This is a genomic window from Streptomyces sp. NBC_01264, assembly GCF_026340675.1.
GTDB lineage: Bacteria > Actinomycetota > Actinomycetes > Streptomycetales > Streptomycetaceae > Streptomyces.
In genome coordinates this window covers 41,743-59,275 of the sequence record NZ_JAPEOX010000003.1, presented here as the reverse complement: position 1 = coordinate 59,275, position 17,533 = coordinate 41,743, and the positions used below count along the sequence as shown (strand labels likewise).

At 68.1% G+C, this 17,533-nt stretch carries 16 protein-coding genes and 5 pseudogenes; 9 read left to right on the top strand and 12 right to left on the bottom strand.

The window, feature by feature from the left end:
• Positions 1-45: 45 nt before the first annotated feature.
• Positions 46-954 (bottom strand): ScbA/BarX family gamma-butyrolactone biosynthesis protein, encoded by a 909-nt coding sequence (locus tag OG435_RS44225; protein WP_266886717.1) that lies wholly within the window; start codon positions 952-954, stop codon positions 46-48.
• 117 nt (positions 955-1,071) lie between these two features.
• Here OG435_RS44225 and OG435_RS44220 point away from each other — a divergent pair, with 117 nt between their 5' ends.
• The gene (locus tag OG435_RS44220; protein WP_266886715.1) at positions 1,072-1,737 is read left to right on the top strand and encodes a ScbR family autoregulator-binding transcription factor; all 666 of its coding nucleotides are present in this window, start codon (positions 1,072-1,074) and stop codon (positions 1,735-1,737) included.
• Between the two features lie 58 nt (positions 1,738-1,795).
• Here the strand turns inward: OG435_RS44220 and OG435_RS44215 are convergent, their stop codons facing one another.
• Both OG435_RS44215 and OG435_RS44210 read right to left on the bottom strand, forming a co-directional pair.
• Positions 1,796-2,626, bottom strand: a complete 831-nt coding sequence (locus OG435_RS44215; protein WP_266886713.1) for an AfsR/SARP family transcriptional regulator — start codon at positions 2,624-2,626, stop codon at positions 1,796-1,798.
• Positions 2,627-2,748: 122 nt separating this feature from the next.
• Positions 2,749-3,912: an IS701 family transposase gene (locus OG435_RS44210; RefSeq protein WP_266886711.1), complete on the bottom strand. Its 1,164-nt coding sequence runs from the start codon at positions 3,910-3,912 to the stop codon at positions 2,749-2,751.
• Between the two features lie 236 nt (positions 3,913-4,148).
• Here OG435_RS44210 and OG435_RS44205 point away from each other — a divergent pair, with 236 nt between their 5' ends.
• From OG435_RS44205 to OG435_RS44195, 3 genes are read left to right on the top strand one after another with little or no spacing between them, the layout of a single operon-like run.
• Positions 4,149-4,457 (top strand): hypothetical protein, encoded by a 309-nt coding sequence (locus OG435_RS44205; protein WP_266886709.1) that lies wholly within the window; start codon positions 4,149-4,151, stop codon positions 4,455-4,457.
• 55 nt (positions 4,458-4,512) lie between these two features.
• A complete protein-coding gene (locus tag OG435_RS44200) occupies positions 4,513-4,710 on the top strand; it encodes a serine protease inhibitor (protein ID WP_266886707.1) in 198 nt (65 codons plus the stop codon).
• A gap of 37 nt (positions 4,711-4,747) precedes the next feature.
• Positions 4,748-5,044: a transposase gene (locus OG435_RS44195; protein ID WP_266886705.1), complete on the top strand. Its 297-nt coding sequence runs from the start codon at positions 4,748-4,750 to the stop codon at positions 5,042-5,044.
• A gap of 138 nt (positions 5,045-5,182) precedes the next feature.
• Here the strand turns inward: OG435_RS44195 and OG435_RS44190 are convergent, their stop codons facing one another.
• A complete protein-coding gene (locus OG435_RS44190) occupies positions 5,183-6,307 on the bottom strand; it encodes a hypothetical protein (RefSeq protein WP_266886703.1) in 1,125 nt (374 codons plus the stop codon).
• 514 nt (positions 6,308-6,821) lie between these two features.
• Here OG435_RS44190 and OG435_RS44185 point away from each other — a divergent pair.
• A pseudogene (locus OG435_RS44185) lies at positions 6,822-7,448 on the top strand (IS6 family transposase); the annotation flags it as partial.
• 332 nt (positions 7,449-7,780) lie between these two features.
• Here OG435_RS44185 and OG435_RS44180 read toward each other — a convergent pair.
• The 6 genes from OG435_RS44180 to OG435_RS44155 form a co-directional block, all read right to left on the bottom strand.
• Positions 7,781-8,662, bottom strand: a complete 882-nt coding sequence (locus OG435_RS44180) for an endonuclease/exonuclease/phosphatase family protein (RefSeq protein WP_266886701.1) — start codon at positions 8,660-8,662, stop codon at positions 7,781-7,783.
• Positions 8,663-8,803: 141 nt separating this feature from the next.
• On the bottom strand, positions 8,804-9,319 hold the full coding sequence (locus OG435_RS44175; RefSeq protein WP_266886699.1) for a transposase: 516 nt from the start codon (positions 9,317-9,319) through the stop codon (positions 8,804-8,806).
• A gap of 70 nt (positions 9,320-9,389) precedes the next feature.
• A complete protein-coding gene (locus OG435_RS44170; RefSeq protein WP_266886697.1) occupies positions 9,390-10,109 on the bottom strand; it encodes an IS6 family transposase in 720 nt (239 codons plus the stop codon).
• Positions 10,110-10,506: 397 nt separating this feature from the next.
• Positions 10,507-11,382 (bottom strand): alpha/beta fold hydrolase, encoded by an 876-nt coding sequence (locus OG435_RS44165; protein ID WP_266886695.1) that lies wholly within the window; start codon positions 11,380-11,382, stop codon positions 10,507-10,509.
• Positions 11,379-12,149 carry a TetR/AcrR family transcriptional regulator C-terminal domain-containing protein gene (locus tag OG435_RS44160; RefSeq protein WP_266886693.1) on the bottom strand — a complete coding sequence of 257 codons (771 nt, stop codon included), beginning with the start codon at positions 12,147-12,149 and terminating at the stop codon, positions 11,379-11,381. The genes OG435_RS44165 and OG435_RS44160 overlap by 4 nt, the downstream gene beginning before the upstream one ends.
• Before the next feature lie 9 nt (positions 12,150-12,158).
• Entirely contained in the window at positions 12,159-12,932 is a 774-nt protein-coding gene (locus tag OG435_RS44155) for a class II aldolase/adducin family protein (protein ID WP_266886691.1), read from the bottom strand.
• 553 nt (positions 12,933-13,485) lie between these two features.
• Here OG435_RS44155 and OG435_RS44150 point away from each other — a divergent pair.
• Positions 13,486-13,827 (top strand): annotated as a pseudogene (locus OG435_RS44150) (transposase); the annotation flags it as partial.
• 26 nt (positions 13,828-13,853) lie between these two features.
• Here OG435_RS44150 and OG435_RS44145 read toward each other — a convergent pair.
• Entirely contained in the window at positions 13,854-14,654 is an 801-nt protein-coding gene (locus tag OG435_RS44145; RefSeq protein ID WP_266886689.1) for an IS30 family transposase, read from the bottom strand.
• Between OG435_RS44145 and OG435_RS44140 the strand changes: the two genes are divergently transcribed.
• Both OG435_RS44140 and OG435_RS44135 read left to right on the top strand, forming a co-directional pair.
• A complete protein-coding gene (locus OG435_RS44140) occupies positions 14,635-14,940 on the top strand; it encodes a transposase (protein ID WP_266874782.1) in 306 nt (101 codons plus the stop codon). The genes OG435_RS44145 and OG435_RS44140 overlap by 20 nt on opposite strands.
• Positions 14,941-14,975: 35 nt before the next feature.
• Positions 14,976-15,854, top strand: a pseudogene (locus OG435_RS44135) (IS3 family transposase); the annotation flags it as partial.
• A 32-nt stretch (positions 15,855-15,886) separates the two neighbouring features.
• Here the strand turns inward: OG435_RS44135 and OG435_RS44130 are convergent.
• Positions 15,887-16,168: pseudogene (locus OG435_RS44130) on the bottom strand (helix-turn-helix domain-containing protein); the annotation flags it as partial.
• Positions 16,169-16,173: 5 nt separating this feature from the next.
• On the opposite strand from OG435_RS44130, the pseudogene OG435_RS44125 reads away from it, so the two are divergent.
• A pseudogene (locus OG435_RS44125) lies at positions 16,174-17,349 on the top strand (NF041680 family putative transposase); the annotation flags it as partial.
• Positions 17,350-17,533 lie beyond the last annotated feature (184 nt).

Below are 17,533 nucleotides of genomic sequence, written 5' to 3'. Positions count from 1 at the left end.
GGCCGACGCCTGCCCGCGGACCGTACCCCCCCCACGCCGGCTTCGCTACCGTGCGCAGTCCATGGAGACGGAGAAGGCGCGCTCGCCGTTCTGCACCCCGGTGATCTCGACGTGCATGACGCCCTTGTCCGGAGCCGGGACGACGATCGCGTCGATCCAGCACGGGGAGTCGAACTCGACGTAGCGGTTGAAGGTGCTCATCACCCGGATGGGGTGGCAGTCCGGTGCGGTGACCGCGTGCGCGGCCTGGTAGGCGGCCTCGATCAGCGCGAGGCCGGGCACGTGGTCGACCCGGTGGTCGTACAATGCGAGGTTCGACACGTCCGTGCGCAGCTGCCAGCGGTTCGGCACGTCGCTCGGAGCGAGGACGACCTCGCGCTCGTGGGTGCGCCCGACCGTGTGCGCGGGTACCGGAGCGGGGGAGGTCACCTCTTCCCACGCGACCTCGGTGTGCTCGCCGCGCAGCCGGCGGTAGGCGGCCGAGGCTATCCAGCTGTAGTCGAGCCGTGCCTCCGCGACCAGCCGTCCCTCGGACAGGATCGACTGCTCGACGCGCAGGGAGCGCGGCCTGTTGCGTTTGACCGTCACTAAAATGAACAGGTTGCCCGGTTTGTTATTCGGATCGTAAAAATCGCTGGAAACGCTGAAGTCCATCAGCTCCATGAGCGTCTGATGGGACAGCGGGACCTCTAACTCGGAGTGCCCTATGAGCAGTGCACCCTGACGGACCGTCTGGGTGAGGAGCAGTGGGACGGAGCCGCCGTAGACCCCGGTCTCGGGCCAGTGCGCGCTCAGGGCGTAGCGGTCCGACCCCAGCGAGGACCACTTCGTGAGCAGGACGGCCTCCGCGTCGTGCAGATGCACGTACTCCTGGGGGACGTTCTGGACGGACGCACCGATCCGATGGACGGCCTTCGTGTGCCGTCTGCGATCGGAGAGTAAGGCTTTGGGCATGATCCCCCCTGGGTCAGGCCTGGATTGAGGCGCCGGGTTCCGGCACGAGATAAGATACCGGCTGAGCGGTCCTTTTCAAGGAACAGTTTTTAGAAGACAAGTACTGAGAGGTGGCCTGTGGCGCAGCAGGAACGTGCTATCCGTACCCGGCGGTGCATCCTGGAGGCCGCTGCCGAGACGTTCGACGAGCGCGGCTACGAGTCGACGACCATCGCCGAGATCCTGGAGCGGGCGGATGTGACCAAGGGAGCCCTGTACTTCCACTTCCCCTCCAAGGGGGATCTGGCGCGCGCCGTACTCGCCGCCGCCGTGACCACGGACGGCGTCCGCCCGCAGGAGCTCAAGCTCCAGGAGATGGTCGACACCCTGCTGCTGCTGGCCTACCGGCTGCCTCGTGAGCCGATGCTCAGCGCGGCCCTGCGGATCGCGGTCGACCCCCAGTCGCGCGGGCAGTTCGGCACCGCCTGGCCGGACTGGGTCGAGCTGCTCGTCGGATTCCTCAGGGACGCCAAGGAACGGGGAGAGGTCCTTCCCCACGTCAACGAGGCGGACACCGCCCGCATGATCGTGAGCACCTGGACCGGCGTCCGGGTGGTGACCGAGGGACTTCCCGGCACCTACGGCCTGGCCGACGAGGTCGCTCTGCTCCTCGAGCTCCTGCTGCCCGCGATCGCGACCCCCACCGTCCTGCCCCGCCTCGAGATCTCGGCCGCCAGGGCCGCGCACCTCCACGACGACCTTCCGGCCTGGCGCGCCGAGTCCGCGGTCGTCGGCGCGGGCTGAGCCCGCCCGGTCCCCTCCCGGGGCCGACCGGCGCCCACGCTCGTGCTCACCCCCGTGCTCAGCCCGTGCGCGCCGACTCCCACAGGGGTACGACCACACCCCCGCCCGGCACGAGGGCGGGGGCAGCCGGGACCCGGGCCGGGCTGAGCACGCTCTCGTGCAGCCACTGGATGTCGGGCGAGGGCTCGAGCCCCAGCTCCTCCCGCAGGATGCGCCGGACCTTCCGATAGGCGTCCAGCGCCTCGGCGCGGCGTCCCGCCTGGTGCAGGGCGGCGATCAACTGGCCGTGGAACCACTCGTTGAGCGGGTAGTTGTGCACGAGCGTGCGCAGCTCGGGGACGAGCTCGCGCAGCCGTCCGAGCATCTGCATGGCCTCGATCCGCAACTCCAGCGCCCTGATCCGCAGTTCCTCCAGATGGACGATCCGGCCGGCGAGGACGTCGCCCGTCGGCACGTTGGAGAGCACCGGACCGCGCCACAGGTCGAGGGACGCGCCGAAGGCGTCGGCCGCGGCCTCGTACCGGCCCGCCTTGAGCTCGTCCTTACCCCGGGCGACCAGCCGTTCGAAGACCCTGATGTCGATCGCCGAGTCGTCGACCTGCATGGTGTACCCGCCGAACCGCGTGGTCAGCAGGGAGTGCTCGGCGTCCGCCCGGGCGTCCTCCGTGAGCAGCCTGCGCGCGTGGTGCACGTAGGTCTGCACCGTGTTCAGCGCCGAGCGCGGCGGGCTGTGCTGCCACAGCTCCTGGATGAAGGTGTCCGGCGTCACGAGATCGTTGGCATGGGTGAGGAGCACGGCCAGGACCTGGGAGACCTTGGGGGTTCCCACCGGTCGGACCTCACCGTTGTCGGCGATGATCTGAAACGGTCCAATGAGGTTGAATCGCATGACGCACTCTCCTTCAAGGCGAACGTCTCGGGTGGTGCGGTGCGGTGCGGGGCAGGTGGCTCGGCTGCACCGCGGTGTGAAGGGGGAAGCGGGGCGGCCGGCCGCCCGCCGGCGCGGCCGGATCAGCCGGCCCTGAGCAGCCGGGGCCCCGTGGCCGCCCGGCGCGGTGCGGCGGACCCCAGGGCCGCCCGTACGCAGGCGAGATGGGCCACCGAGGCCAGCGTGATGTGACGGTGCCAGCCCTGGAACGACCGGCCGGTGAAGTCCCGTAGCCCCACCCGCGTGGCCACCAGGCCGTCGTCGCGGTCCACGACCTCGGCGAGCCCGGTCAGCCGCAGCACGTCGGCATGGCGCATCCGGCCGTCCGCCAGCCACAACCGGGCCGCGGCCACGTCGGACGCGGGCCACTGGGCCACCAGGAGCCGGTGTCCGCCCGCCTCCTGGCCGCCGTCGAGCGCCTCGGGCAGCGTGACCGGAACGGCCATCGACAGGTTCCTGCCGCTCGCCGAGAGCCGGCTGTGCGGCCGCCAGAGCCGGCGCATCGCGCCGATGAGCCATGACGCGGTGACGGGCCGACCGCCGTGGCCGGGCAGCACCAGGGGGTCCACCCGCAGCCGTATGCGCTGCTCGACGCGCTGGACAAGCGGGATCCCGGCCCGCTCGAAGCGCCGCCCCATGCGCAGCGGATCGAGACCGGGCGCGTCGAGCACCACCGGAAGGGGAGTCCTGGACAGGGAGCGCGAGGCGCGCAGGGCGACGTCGCCCGCGTTCTCCTCCGGGCTCAGCGCCCGGGTCTCCGCCGGGACCTGGCCACGCCGCCGCCAGGAGAGGGCCTCCAGCCACTCGGTCGACAGGGTGAGCTGCCAGTTCACCGGTACGCCCGCGGCCGGTGAGGCCAGCCAGGCTCCGAAGGACTGCTGCCCGGTGACGGTCCGTCCGAGCTGCGGCACGAAGTGCTCCGCCACACCGACCGAGTGCCCGCCCGCCTTGGGCACGACGCTGGGGCGCACCACCCAGCCCCGGGGGCGCAGGAGTTCGTCCGCATGGCGGGCAAGGTCGCGGCGCACGGGTTCCCACTCCCAGGAGGACTCGCTGATGAAGTGGTGGACGCTCTGCTTGCGCGCCTCCTGCCCGCCCAACTGTTCCGCCACGTTGCGCAGGGTCTTGCGCCCGCGCGCGGAGAGCAGCCCGGTCACGTACTCCGCGGCCTTCAACCGATGGTCGTTCCTCGGTAAGGAGTCGAACAGGTCGAGGGGCACCTCGGCGGGTGCCTCGTGCGCGTGCATGTCCATGACTCCCTGCGAACCGTGGCTCGGGTTTCCGGTCGTGGCGGGCCGAAGGCAAGGCCCTGCCGAGCGGAAAGCCGCACGGCGAGCCACACTCAAATGAAACCACATGCGCGGTTTGTTGTGCCACCCGGCGTACCCGCAGCCCGGTCCACGACGCCGTCGGTACGAGTTCATGGGGAAGAATCGGGGGCAGCCGGGTGGCACTGGAGTTTCGTCCTATGTGAGGAGTTGCCGTGACCAGCTTCGTCATCACGGTCCCGGGTACGTTCGTGTCGGACGTCGCTGATTCCGCGCGTCCTGTCGTGGAGCGGAAGTTGGCATCGCGGCACACGGAGGTCAGTGAGAACGAGGGGCTGCGCCTCCTGACCCTGAATGACGACCGCACTTTCTCCATCCGGCTCGAGGTGGAGGCTCCGGACAAGTACGAGGCGGAGCTCGACGCGATGCGGATCGTCTCGGCGGCGCTGAAGGAGGCAGGCCTCTCGGAGTCCGATGCCCCACTCGGCCCGCCGGCCGTGACGGGTATCGACAGCGGCTTGTGAGGGTGGCCTGTAGCGTCGGGCGGGACCGGAAGCGATCACCATCTCGGAGGGGCTGATGGAGGCGAAGAGCGCGTGGCCGGAGCTGACGGGAAAGCCGGTGGAGGAGGCCCGCCGGCACATCGGGTCGGAGTTCCCGGAGATTACGGTCCATGTGGTGCCCGAGGGCAGCATGGTGACGATGGACTTCAACGAGCAGCGGGTGAGGCTCTTCGTGAAGGACGGCAAAGTGATCCGCGAGCCCCGGCGCGGCTAGGCCGTTTCCTTCGGATCATCGGATCGTTGGTTGATGTGTGCCGTTGACTGATGCCCAGTGGGCGCGCATTGAGCCGTTGTTGCCGGATCGGGCGCCGAGGCGGGGTGGGCGGTGGCGTGATCACCGGCAGGTGATCGACGCGATCGCGTTCAAGTACCGCACGGGCACGCCGTGGATGGACCTGCCCGAGCACTTCGGGTCGTGGAAGGGCGCCCACAACCGGCTGCGGAAGTGGGCCGCCGACGGCACCTGGGAGAAGGTCTTCACCGCCCTGCTCGCCCAGGCCGACGCCGAAGGCGAGCTGATGAGCGCCGGCCGGTACCCTTCGAGATGACCGTCCGCTTCACCATCTGGAACCACATCACCGGGTCCGCCGACATGCCCGCCACGGCCTGAGCAGCGGGCCACGGAAGACCTCGGCACACCCTGACGCGCCATCAAACGATCACACCACCGACAACGTGACAGCACCCTATTTTGTGCGGTTGAGTTCGCCTTGCAGTCCCTGGGATCCTCTGGGGCACTCGATGGGCGAGGCGAGTTCGGCAGGTGTCAGGATACGGTCCGAGAAAGTTGCCCCCTGACCTTCCGGCGTGGGGATCGGCTGGGTGATGGTGTAGGGGACGGCCATGATGTATCCGCTGTCACGGAACTGCACGCTGGCTGTGCCGCTGTACACCTCTACGGGCGGGCTAAGCCAGAGCATTCCCTTCTTACCCGGAGCGATTCTGAGCCAGTAGCTTGAGGAATAGGTCTCCGAGTCAGTGAGGGTCTTGCCCCATGTCGCTTTCAAGCTGAGAGAGGCGCCCAGCTTGAAAGCATCCCCGAGGCCGGCTTCCACGCTCACGGTGGCACCGGCTTCGCCACCCGCGCTCAGGCTGGTCTCCTGGGTGTTGGCCCAGGTCATGCTCTGCTGCTGTTCGACCGATGAGCAGTTGTTGACCTCGGCTATCAGCGTTGCCGGGCCTTTCCCGAGCGTCTTGCCCTGAGCGGTGAACGTGCATGTGGCTGTCCCGTCACCGCATGCCTTCACTCCCTCGGCTATTGTCTTCGGCTTGTAGAATCCCCGGATGGAAGTGACGTCGAGTTCCTGGCCCGCGTTCTCGGCGGTGGCCGAGGCTCCTTGGAAGACGGGGTGTTGGAAGAACGTCATCTGACAGTTGTTGAACCCGATGCCAGATTTGACCCTATTGTCGAATTTTCCGCTGAACACGGTGCTCAAGTCCTTGACCTTAGGAAAACCCCAGTTTCCCCCAGACGGAGAGGAGCAGCCGCCCTCCATGACCGCGAGGACGTCGCTGGTGGCCCAGTCGTCGCCGGTGAAGAAGAGTCCCGACACGACACCGGACGAGTCATCAATCCGCGCGAGGAGGCCGTTCATTGCCCGCGACCCCCTTGCAGGCGGGGTGAGCGGGGCATCCTTGACGCCGCTCACCCGGGCCACAAGGGCCCTGAAAGTGTCCACACAGGTGCTGCTGGACCGTACCAGCGCACAGTACTGAGGAGTCTGGGCTGCCGCAGCAGGCAGGGCCGTGCCGACGGTCGCGAACAGGACAGTACCGGCGATAGCCGCCAGCGTCGCTTTGCGGATTCTCAACGAAGTCTCCTGGAAAGTAGGGCGACAGCACTGCCGCTGTCGCCGACGTCGGTGTTCACAGAGCCCGGGTGACGGTGATATCGCGCACCGCCGAGTCATCGACCCGGAAGGCCGGGATGCCGGCCCATCTCATACGTCACGCCCACGGCCAGACCTGCCGCCTGGCCTGGCAAGTGAACGGGTTTTCAGGGGCCCATACAGGCTGGTCCGTAGCCCTGCGGGGCACCCAGTACGGCCGGAAAGTCCAGTAACAGACCTCAACTGGTCTCCATTTAGACTGAGTTGTGGTACCGGACACCTTGGCCGCAACTGTCCTGGCCCAGCCCCGCCCACACAATCAACCGATCGGCTTATCTGATCGGATAAGCCGATCGATGGCACTGTCACGGGGGTGCTGTCACGTTGTCGGTGGTGTGATCTCTGGGGGTGTGAGGAAGCCGTCGGCGGCTGGTTGCTCAGGACGTGGAGGGCATGCCGGCGGCGGGTGCTGTCACGTTGTCGGTGGCGGTCTGGGATGATCTTCGGGTTATCCGCTGGGGAGGTGGCGATCGTGTGGTCCGTGGTGCCGTCGTACGCGAACCGTCGCTACCCGGTGGAGATCATTTCGCACTGTGTGTGGCTGTACTTCCGCTTCCCGCTCAGTTACCGCGAGGTGGAGGAGATGATGCTCGAGCGCGGCGTCGTGGTGTCCCACGAGAGCATCCGCCGGTGGTGCCTGAAGTTCGGGCAGACCTACGCCAACGCACTGCGCCGCAGGCGCCCCAAGTCCGGTGACAAATGGCATCTCGACGAGGTGTTCGTCAAAATCAGCGGGGTGCAGAAGTACCTGTGGCGGGCCGTCGACCAGGACGGCAACGTCCTGGACATCCTGGTGCAGAGCCGGCGTGACAAGGCTGCGGCCGGGCGTTTCTTCCGCCGGTTCCTCACCACGACCGGGCAGGTACCCCGGGTGGCCGTCACGGACAAGCTGAAGTCGTACGAGGCGGCGCACCGGGAGGTGATGCCCTCGGTGGAGCACCGTGCGCACAAGGGGTTGAACAACCGGGCGGAGAACTCCCACCAGCCCACGCGCCAGCAGGAACGCGCGATGAAGGGGTTCTGCAGCGTCGGAGGCGCGCAGCGGTTCCTGGCCGCGTTCACCGGGTCTCACCCCACTTCCGGCCCCACCGCCACCTGATGACCGCCGGCCGGTACCGCTTCGAGATGACCGTCCGTTTCACCATCTGGAACCACATCACCGGAGCCGCCGGCATGCCCGCCACGGCCTGAACCACAGCCCCGCCCCGGCCCCACCACAACCTGACACACCATCACACGATCATGCAGCCGGCAACGTGACAAGGCCTTCCGAAAGGATCTCCACGACCGGCAGTCGAGCCGAACCGACAAATGCCCAGCTCAGCCTGTCCCTCGAAAGGAGCTGCATCAAAATCGCGTCCTCGTTCCGCTGGAGCAGCACCCGAGCTGGCCAGATCACCAGGCCAGCTCGGTCACGAGCGGCTTGTGGTCCGAGAACGGCATGGACGGTGAGCTCATACCGCGCACCGCACCCGAGGAAATCCCGGCCGTCAGAATACGGTCGAACCGCACCCGCGGACGATGGGACGGATAGGTGGGCTCGCCACCCAGGTCCCGCCAGGCGCTGCAGCCGCTCGTCCCGCGGCGGGTCGGATGGTCCATCCGCGTGGTCGCGGCTAGCACCAGCCGGGGAAGCGGTCCCACCATGTTGAAGTCGCCCGCCACGATGTGCGGTCCCGGCAGGACAGATACCCAGCGGCGGATCCCTGCAAGCTGGACCGCGTTCCAGCCGGGAACAAAGGACAGATGCACCGCCACCACCGTGAACAGGCCGTATTCCCCCTCCACCACAGCGGCCAGTGCGGCGCGCGGCCGATCCTGCGCCCAGGCCAGACCGGGCCGCCCCGCCACACGCAGCGGCATCCGCACGCTCACCGGCGCCAGCTGCCGCGCATACCATCTACGTACCGGGAGCCGGCAGAGCAAGGCAAGGCCATGCGAAGAGCCGCCGCCCCGAGCCGCAGCATCCCCCGGGCCATACACGCGTAGACCAGGGACTTCCGGGTCGAGTGCCCACCCCCGGCCTGGTACCGGGACGCCATGCAATGCTGACGCATACCGCCAGTCGCCCGCGCCCATGCCCGCCGCCGCAGCAGCTGCCTGGTCAACTCGGCCAGAACGCTCCTGGAACCGATCGACTTCCTGTAGCACCAGGACATCGACGCCCAGAGATTCGACAGCGTCGGCGAGCAGCCCACGCGCGGAAACACCAGGCCAAACCGGCTGACCAGCGCTGACCGGCCGACCATGCAGGATATTAAACGTCGCGAGTCTCACCCGCGGGAGTGTAGAACGACCCCACAGACCGGACTCGAGACCGACAACCCCACACGGCGTTGTCACGTTGTCGGCGGGGGCGTGTCAGCGATTTGGCTCTTACAAGATTTTCGTAGGCGTTGATCGTTGTAGGGGCTGAGGTCAGCTGAGCAGGATGCGTTGTCGTAGGAGGCGGTGTCCGGCGCGGCCGTAGGTCTGGCGCTTGATCAGCTTGATCTTGTTGTTGACGCCTTCGGTGCGGCCGTTGTGCCAGGGCAGGGTCACAGCGGCGTCGACGGCTGCGCGGTCGCGTTGGAGTCCGGTGGCGTAGGAGTGGAGGAAGGGCAGGTTCTCTGCCCGGACTCGGGTGATCCAGCCGGTCAGCGCCGCGGTGTTGTCGGGTGCCGGGGTGAGCATCGTGGTGAAGTCACGCACGGCGGCGGCGAGGGCGGTCATTTCCGGGCAGGCCGCGGTGAGCTGGTCCCGCAGTATCCGTTGTTCTTCTCGCAGGTGGGTGGGGTTGGTGATCAGGAGTCGGGTGACGCGGCGCGGGGAGAGGGTGGCGTGGTCGGCTTCGACGCGGCCCTGGGTGATGTAGCGGGCCAGGAGGTTCGCGCTTCCGGTGCAACCGAGTTCCTTGATCTCGTGCAGGAGGTGGGTGACGGGTACCGCGGGCATTGTCACCTTGTCACGCCCATGATCGTTTGATGGTGCGTCAGGGTGTGCGAGGTCCGGTGGGGGCTGTGGTTCAGGCCGTGGCGGGCAGGCCGGTGCTGCCGGTGATGTGGTTCCAGATGGTGAAGCGGAGGCTCATTTCGAAGCGGTGGCAGCTGGCGGTCATGAGGTGGCGGTGGGGGCGGAAGTGGGGTGAGATTCCGGTGAACGCGGACAGGAACCGTTGCGCTGCGCCGACCGTGCGGAAGCCCTTCATCGCGCGTGCCCGTTGCCGGGTGGGCTGGTGGGAGTTCTCGGCCGGGTTGTTCAAGCCCTTGTGCGAGCGGTGTTCCACTGAGGGCATCACCTCACGGTGCGCAGCCCCGTAGGAACGGAGCTTGTCGGTGACGATCACCCGGGGCACCCGCCTGGTGGTGGTCAGGAGCCGGCGGAAGAAGCGCCTGGCCGCGGCCTTGTCACGCCGGTTTTGGACCAGGATGTCGAGGACGTTGCCGTCCTGGTCGACGGCCCGCCACAAGTACTTCTGCACCCCGTTGATCTTGACGAAGACCTCGTCGAGATGCCATTTGTCGCCGGGTTGCGGGCGTCGTCGGCGCAGCGCGTTGGCATAGGCCTGGCCGAATTTCAGGCACCAGCGGCGCACAGTCTTGTAGGAGACGAACACGCCCCGCTCCAGCATGAGCTCCTCGACCTCGCGGAAGCTGAGCGGGAAACGGAAGTACAGCCACACGCAGTGCGAAATGATCTCCACCGGGTAGCGGTGATTCGCGTACGACGGCACCGCAGACGACACGACGGTCCCCTCCCCGAACAGGCAACCCGAAGATCACCCCACCCCACCCCGACAACGTGACAGCCCCCAGAGCTCACACCACCGACAACGTGACAGCACCCTTCGGCAGCACCCGGGCCCCCTCGCCGTTCAGAGCACAACCATGGTCCCGAAGCAAGCACCGAGGTGTTCTCGAAACTCAGCGACATCACTCTCCCGTGGACCCGAGCGTTCCCGTCGCTGACAAGATGTCCAACACCTCGATTGAGGACGGGGCGGCAGGGAAACTCTTGAGCAGCGGCCGTTCTCTCGTGCTTCGTGACTCGACATCTCGAAGGGTGGAGAACGGCCGCCCCCGCTGTCCGGGGAAGAACCGCAGATCAGCAAGTCGGGTGACCTGCCAGGTTAAACGTCAAGCTCAGGGCGCCAGGAACCCGGTGAGGGCTGTGGCGACCGCCTCGGGATCCTCCAGCTGCGGGTAGTGCCCGACGGCACGTGGCCCGGCGAGCTCCACGACACGGGCCTGCGGAATGCGCTCCCGGATCCGGGTGAGTACGTGTCCCCCGCTGATCGGGTCGGCCGGCCCCCACACGAACAGGGCGGGCCCGGCGTAGCCCTCCAGTGCCGCGGTCCAGCGCGCGGCGTGCATGCGGCGCTCGTCGATGTAGCGCAGCAGGCGCGGGGCGAGGTGGTGACCGCCGTCGCGGGAGGCGGCCGCCCACAGATCGTGGACGTCCTCCTCGTGAACCGACCGCCCCAGTACGGAGCGCAGGGTCGCGGCGAACTGCCGCTCCGTGGTGAAGAGAGCCAGCAGCGGCCCCAGCGGTCCGTGCAGCAGGCGCTGTACCGGTACGGGCCGGTGCAGATCGGGGTAGAGGCCCCCGTTGAGCCAGGCCATGCGCGTGATCCGGGCCGGGTCACGGGCCAGCAGCTCCTGGCCGACGCTCACCCCGTAGTCGTGCGCGACCAGCGCGGTGCTACCGATTGCGCACCGCCGCCAGACCTCCTCGACCAGCGAAGCCTGGTAAAGCACCGAATAGCGGTGGCGCCGGGGCTTGTCGCTCTCCCCGAAGCCGAGCAGGTCCAGCGTGGTGACCCGCAACCCGGCCGCCGCCAGCGCCGGGACGACGGCGGCCCAGTCGTGGGAAGAGGTGGGGAATCCGTGCACGAGGGTGACTGGCGCGCCGCCCTCGGGCCCGTCCTGCCGTACGAAGACCGAGTGGGTATCGATCCGCAGCAAGCCGCCGCCCTCAGCCCAGCCGCGCAGCGGCGGCAGGACGCGTTCGCCGGTCATCGCGGTGCCTCCTCGGAGTTCAGTCGGCCCAGTCCAAACAGCAGTGCCCGCAGCCCGAACTCGAACTCGGCCTCTGAGTCAAGGGAGTTGAGTAGCTCGGCGTGCTGGTGGACGACTGGGTGGGTGCGGGGCGAGAGGGAAGCGAACAGATCGGCCATCGCGGCACGCTGGCCAGCCGTGCGGGCCGCGCCGCCGGAGTCGAGCACGGCGGCGCCGATCACGAAGTGCGTGACCGTGAAGTAGACCTGGACGGCGGACTGCGGGGCCCACCCGTGCGCGAGGAGGTGGGCGAGGGCGTGCTCGCGGGCCCGCAGGGCGTTGGGCCCCAGCAACTGACCAGTGGTCAGCAGGGGTACGACCGCCGGGTGCGCCGCGAGGACCCGGCGGAACTCCCGGGCTCCGTCTTCCAGTCCGGCCCGCCAGTCCCCGCCGGGACCGGGCAGCCTGATCTCGCCAAGCATCTGGTCGACCGTCGCGATCAGCAGCTCCTCACGGCTCGCGACGTGCCGGTAGAGGGAGGTGTGGCGGACCTCGAGGTGCTCGCCGAGCCGGCGCATCGTGAGTGCCTCCAGACCCTCGCGGTCGGCCAGTTCGAGCGCGGCCGCGGTGATCCGGTCGAGTGTCAGCCCGCCCTGGCGGGGCCGGCGCCGGTCCCTTGCGGCGTAGCGGGCCTGCCACCAGGCGGGAGATCCGGGCTCGGAGGCTTCGGCTTCGACCTTGGCGTCGGTCTCGGGGCCGCCGTCGGCGGTTTCGGGGGACGGAGTCATGAGCGGTGCCTACTCGAAGAAGTCGGGTTCCGCGCGGACGATCTCGTCCCAGAGGGGCTGGAAGGAGAACCACCCGGCGAGGGGGAACCCCGTCTGGTCCCGGGTGTGCCGGGCCGCCTCGGGGTCGATCAGATGCGGCGTGCCCGCCGCCTCAGCCAGCAGCTGCGCCTGGGCGCTGCGCTCCATGGAGATGAACCACCAGGCCGCCTCGTCGACCGATTCGCCGACGGTGAAGATGCCGTGGTTCTGGTGGATGACCGCCTTGTGCGGCCCCAGCCCCGCCGCCAGCTCCCGGCCGGCCTCTTCCTCGACCACCACAGCGCCGGCGCCGTCGCGGTGGACGATGTGCTGCTCGTACAGGGCGCACGCGTCCTGGGTGATGGGGTCCAGTAGGCGTCCCAGACTGGAGAATGCCTTCCCGTGGAGGGCGTGGGCGTGGCAGGCGGCGACCACGTCGGGGCGGGCGGCGTGGACGGCCGAATGGATGACGAATCCGGCCCGGTTAACCGGGCGCCTGCCATGGCGTACCTGTCCCTCGTGGTCGACGAGGATCAGATCGGAGACTCGGATGTGCCGGAAGGACATGCCGAACGGGTTGACCCAGAACATGTCCGGGTACTCGGGGTCCCGCACGGTGATGTGTCCCGTCACCCCTTCGGAGAAGCCGAGCCGGCCGAAGACGCGGCAGGCGCCGGCGAGCCTCTGCTTGCGGTGCTCGCGCTCCGCCGCCGGGTCGGTGAAGACGGGCGGCAAGGACAGTTCGAGGTTCTCCTGACGCGGCACGAACACACTGCCGCGCAGCCCGTCCCCGCTCGCGGTCCCTTGTACAGACCCTGCCGCCGGGCTCGTCTCCGTGTCCGTCCGGTGGTGCCCTTGGGTGTTCGTCGCCTGGCCCACGCCGCGCCTCACTCCACTATGCGTCCATTGGACCCACATGATGAGTCCACTGGAAGCGTAGAGCAAGACCCGGGGACCGCCCGTGCGACTCTTCCCTCGGCCGAGGGCGGCCATGACGCCGACGCCACCCTCGCCGCCTTCCGCGAGGGCACTGTCACCTTGTCCGGCGGTCTGGGATGATCTTCGGGTTGTCCGTGTCCGGGAGGGTTGGGGTTCGTGTCGTCTGTGGTGCCGTCGTACACGAATCACCGCTACCCGGCCGAGATCATTTCGCACTGTGTGTGGCTGTACTTCCGCTTCCCCTCAGCTTGTCGTTTATGGTCCGATGTCGAACGCGACTCGCACTTGGTCGGCGTTTTCGCAGTTCAGCGGACGCGAAGGCGGCCTTCGCTTGATCCTGGGCTCCGTCACAGAGCGGATCAGCGCGAAGGCCGTGGTCATGAGTCTGATGGAGCAGGACGTCCTGCGGGACGCGTTCGCGGAAGTGTCACACTTCCGGTCGGAGTTGTACGCGTGTCTGACCGTGCGGGGCGATGCCTTGTTCGAGTTGTGCGACGCGTTGCTGTGCACGGACGGACCGGTGCGGACGCTCGTAGATCTCGCGCTCGCGCCTGAACACCGCCGTGGTCACGGTGGTTTGTACGGCGGTCTCAACCAGGGCCGGATCGATGTCGCCCGGCTGCGCCGGGCCCTGGCCGGGATGCCACTGCCGAGGGCGGCGGACGGCAGGCTGGTCCTGGCGGTGGACGTCTCGCCGTGGCTGAGGCCGGACGCCAATACCTGGCGGTTTCCACTGATCGTTGCGACTCAGCAGTAGGCGAGTTCTCTTGACCAGCGTCTCATGGCCTCGGCCGGTGTTCGGTCTCCGAGGACCAGACGGGGGCGCTCGTTGAGCTCACGTTCGACTTGCGCGAGGTCGCGGGCGGTGTAGTGGTAGAGGTTCGTGCCTTTCGGGAAGTACTCGCGGAGCAGTCCGTTTGTGTTCTCGTTGGTGCCTCGCTGCCAGGGCGAGTGGGGGTCGCAGAAGTAGATCCGGAATCCGGTGAGGTCCTCTATTTCCTCATGGTGGTAGAGCTCTCGGCCCTGGTCCCAGGTGAGCGTGCGCCGCAGCGAGGCGGGCCAGGCGGCGGTCTGGGCGACGAGCGCGTCGCGGACCTGCGGAGCTTTCCAGCCTTGGGGCAGGTGGATGAGCCGGACGTAGCGGGTGGCACGGTCGACCAGGGTGCCGATCGCGGAGGCCTGTGCCTTTCCGACGATGAGGTCGCCCTCCCAGTGCCCTGCTCGTTGTCTGGCCTCTGCCTCGCGGGGGCGGGTGTGGACCGGCCGCATGTTCGGGATGGCGTTCTTGGACGGTATGCCGCGGCGCTGCTTCTTGCGGCGGGAGCGCCGGGTCCTCAGCCGGGCGGTGCGCTTGTCCAGGAGTCCGAGGTAGAGGGCGCGGTAGATGGTCTCCGGGCAGGCGTTCATGTCGGTCTGGCCAGGATGGGTGCGGGCGAGGTGACGGGTGATCTGCTGCGGTGAAGTTCCCCCTCTGAGCTGGACAGCCTGATACTGGGACGGACAGTCCCGGAGGAAGCAGTCCCAGGTAGTGAGCAAGAAGAGCAACACGAGCAAGCGGTACACGGCCGAGTTCAAGCGCGACGCGGTGGCCCTGGTGCACTCGTCGGGCAAGACGGTCACCGAGGTCGCCCGGGAGATTGGCGTGAGCCCCGAGGGACTGCGTAACTGGGTCAACCAGGACAAGACCGACCGCGGCCAGGGGCCGGCGGGCGCGCTGACCACGGCCGAGCGCGAGGAGCTGGCGCGCCTGCGCCGCAAGGTCCGCGAGATGGAACAGACCATCGAGGTACTGGGAAAAGCGACCGCCTTCTTCGCGAACCGCAAGACGAAGTAGACGCAGCCACGCGCTACGCGTTCGTCGACGCGGAGAAGGCCGGCCCCGAACGCCCTGACGGCTACAGTGTCTCGCTGTTGTGCCGGGCCCTGGAGATCTCCCGCTCCGGCTACTACGCCTACCTCGCCGCCCGTCCGGCCGCCGCCGTCACAGCGCGCGAGGAGGACGAGCTGGTGGCCGAGATCCGGCAGGTCCACGAGGAATCCCGTCGTGCCTACGGCGCCCCGAGGATCACCGCGGCCCTGCGCCGAAAGGGCCGGAGGGTCAACCGGAAGAAGGTCGAGCGGCTGATGCGCGAGCACGACATCCGCGGGATTACCCGCCGCAAGCGCCGAAACCTCACCAAGGCAGACCGCAGGGCGGCACCCTCCCCGGACCTGGTCGGACGCGACTTCACCGCGGCTGAGCCGGGCACGAAGCTGGTCTCGGACATCACGTACCTGCCGACGCTCGCCGGCTGGTGGTATCTGGCGACCGTCATCGACCTGGCCACTCGCGAGGTGATCGGGTACGCGATGGCCGACCACCACCGCGCCGAGCTCGTCACCGGCGCCCTGAAAATGGCCGCCGGCCGCGGCGCCCTCAAGCCGGGCTGCATCGCCCACTCGGACCGCGGATCTGAATACACATCAGGCGAATACCGCACGCTCATATGGGAGTTGAACCTGAGACAGAGCATGGGCAGAACGGGCTCATGTTACGATAACGCCGCAGCCGAAAGCTTTTTCGGATTGCTGAAAGCGGAGATCGGGACCACCGTCTGGGAGTCCCACGAGGCGGCCCGCGCCGACGTCTTCCGCTTCATCGAGGTCGAATACAACCGCACGCGGCTGCGCAAGCACCCCGTGTATGGCTACGTCACCCCACTCGAAACCAGAGCGCTGGCGACCCACGACCTCACCCCCGCAGCGTAACCACCCGCTGTCCAGGTTCAGGGGGGAACTTCAGTGGAGCGGTGCTTGCCGATCTCCTGGCTGATCTGCCCGGGAGTACGGCCGGCGAGCAGTCCTTCTGCGATCGCGATGCGGTCGTTTTGGGTGAGGTAGCGGTCGTCGATGGGCACATCGGGCAGGAGCATGCGTCCAGCCTTGATGAACCACAGCGAGCCAGCGCTGGTGGATACGCCCACCTGGCGGGCAGCGGCAGCCCCTTTCAGCCCACCTCTACGCAGTTCGAAGTACCTCTTCGGCACAGACAGCGGCAAACGGTTCGGCGGATGCCTCTGCATAGGACCGGCTCCTTTCAGGAGTCGCGACCACCGATGGAAACCGCCCCTGCGCTGACCGGGCCTTCTGCCACACTTTCGGCCGTGGCGTGGGCAAACACCAGATGGTGCCCGGCTGGCCGTACTCGGTAGTGGCCGCGCTGGAGAGCGGCCGCACCTCGTGGACGGCAGTGCTCGATGCGGTCCGTCTCCGGCCCGGCGCTGACGTGGCAGCGGTGACCACGTTCCAGATTCGCGAGGTCCTCGAGCGACTCGTTGCAGCGGGCCAGTGGAAGCCAGGCGACCCGAACATCCTGGTCGTGCTGGACGCCGGATACGACGCTCCGCGCATCGCTCACCTGCTGGCCGGCCTGCCCGTCGAGATCCTGGGACGGATGCGTTCGGACCGGGTGATGTGCCGGCCGGCTCCCACCCGCGAGGAGTTCCACAGGCAGCATCCCGCCGGCGGACGCCCACCGAGGCACGGCGGCGAGTTCGTCTTCGGCCAGCCCGAGACCTGGGGCTCTGAGCATGTCGTGACGGCCACGGACACCCGCCTCTACGGGAATGCGACCGCGCGGGCGTGGGACCGGCTGCACCCCAGGCTGACCCGGCGGGCCGCCTGGCTCGCCCACGGGGCTGAACTGCCCGTGATCGAGGGGACCGTCATCCGCCTGACCGTGGAGAAACTGCCCAGCGGCGGGGTCAACAAGCCGGTCTGGCTGTGGTGGTCGGGCACCGGCGCCACCACCGCGGACGTCGACCGCTGCTGGCAGTCCTTCCTCCGACGATTCGACCTCGAGCACACCTTCCGCCTGTTCAAACAGACCCTCGGCTGGACCAAGCCCCGGCTCCGCAGCTCGGACGCGGCAGACCGCTGGACCTGGATCATCCTGGCCGCACATGCCCAGCTCCGCCTTGCCCGCCCGCTGGCCGCCGACCTCCGCCGGCCGTGGGAGAAGCCAGCGGAACCGAACAGGCTGACACCGGCCCGCGTCCGCAGAGGGTTCAGGAACCTGCACGCGCGGACCGGCACACCAGCCCGTGCACCAAAACCGACCCGCCCGGGCCCCGGCCGACCTCCCGGCTCGAAGAACCAGCGTCCCGCCACCCGCTACGACGTCGGACGCGTCCTCGCCACCGGCGAGCCCTACACCCGACCAGCACACCACAAAATCGGGACCAAACCCCGCCGAACTGGATAAACGACAAGCTCAGTGACTGATTGAGAACCCGATCCCTCGTAAGTGCGAAGACCGTTGCGGGTCCGTCGACCTTGCTCGGACTGTCGATGGCCGAACCTGACATCTCGAGCGCGGGCGATAATGTCCAACGGGGCGGGTCGCGGGGGAGATGCAGCGATCAGCAAAGGACTGACCATGAACGATG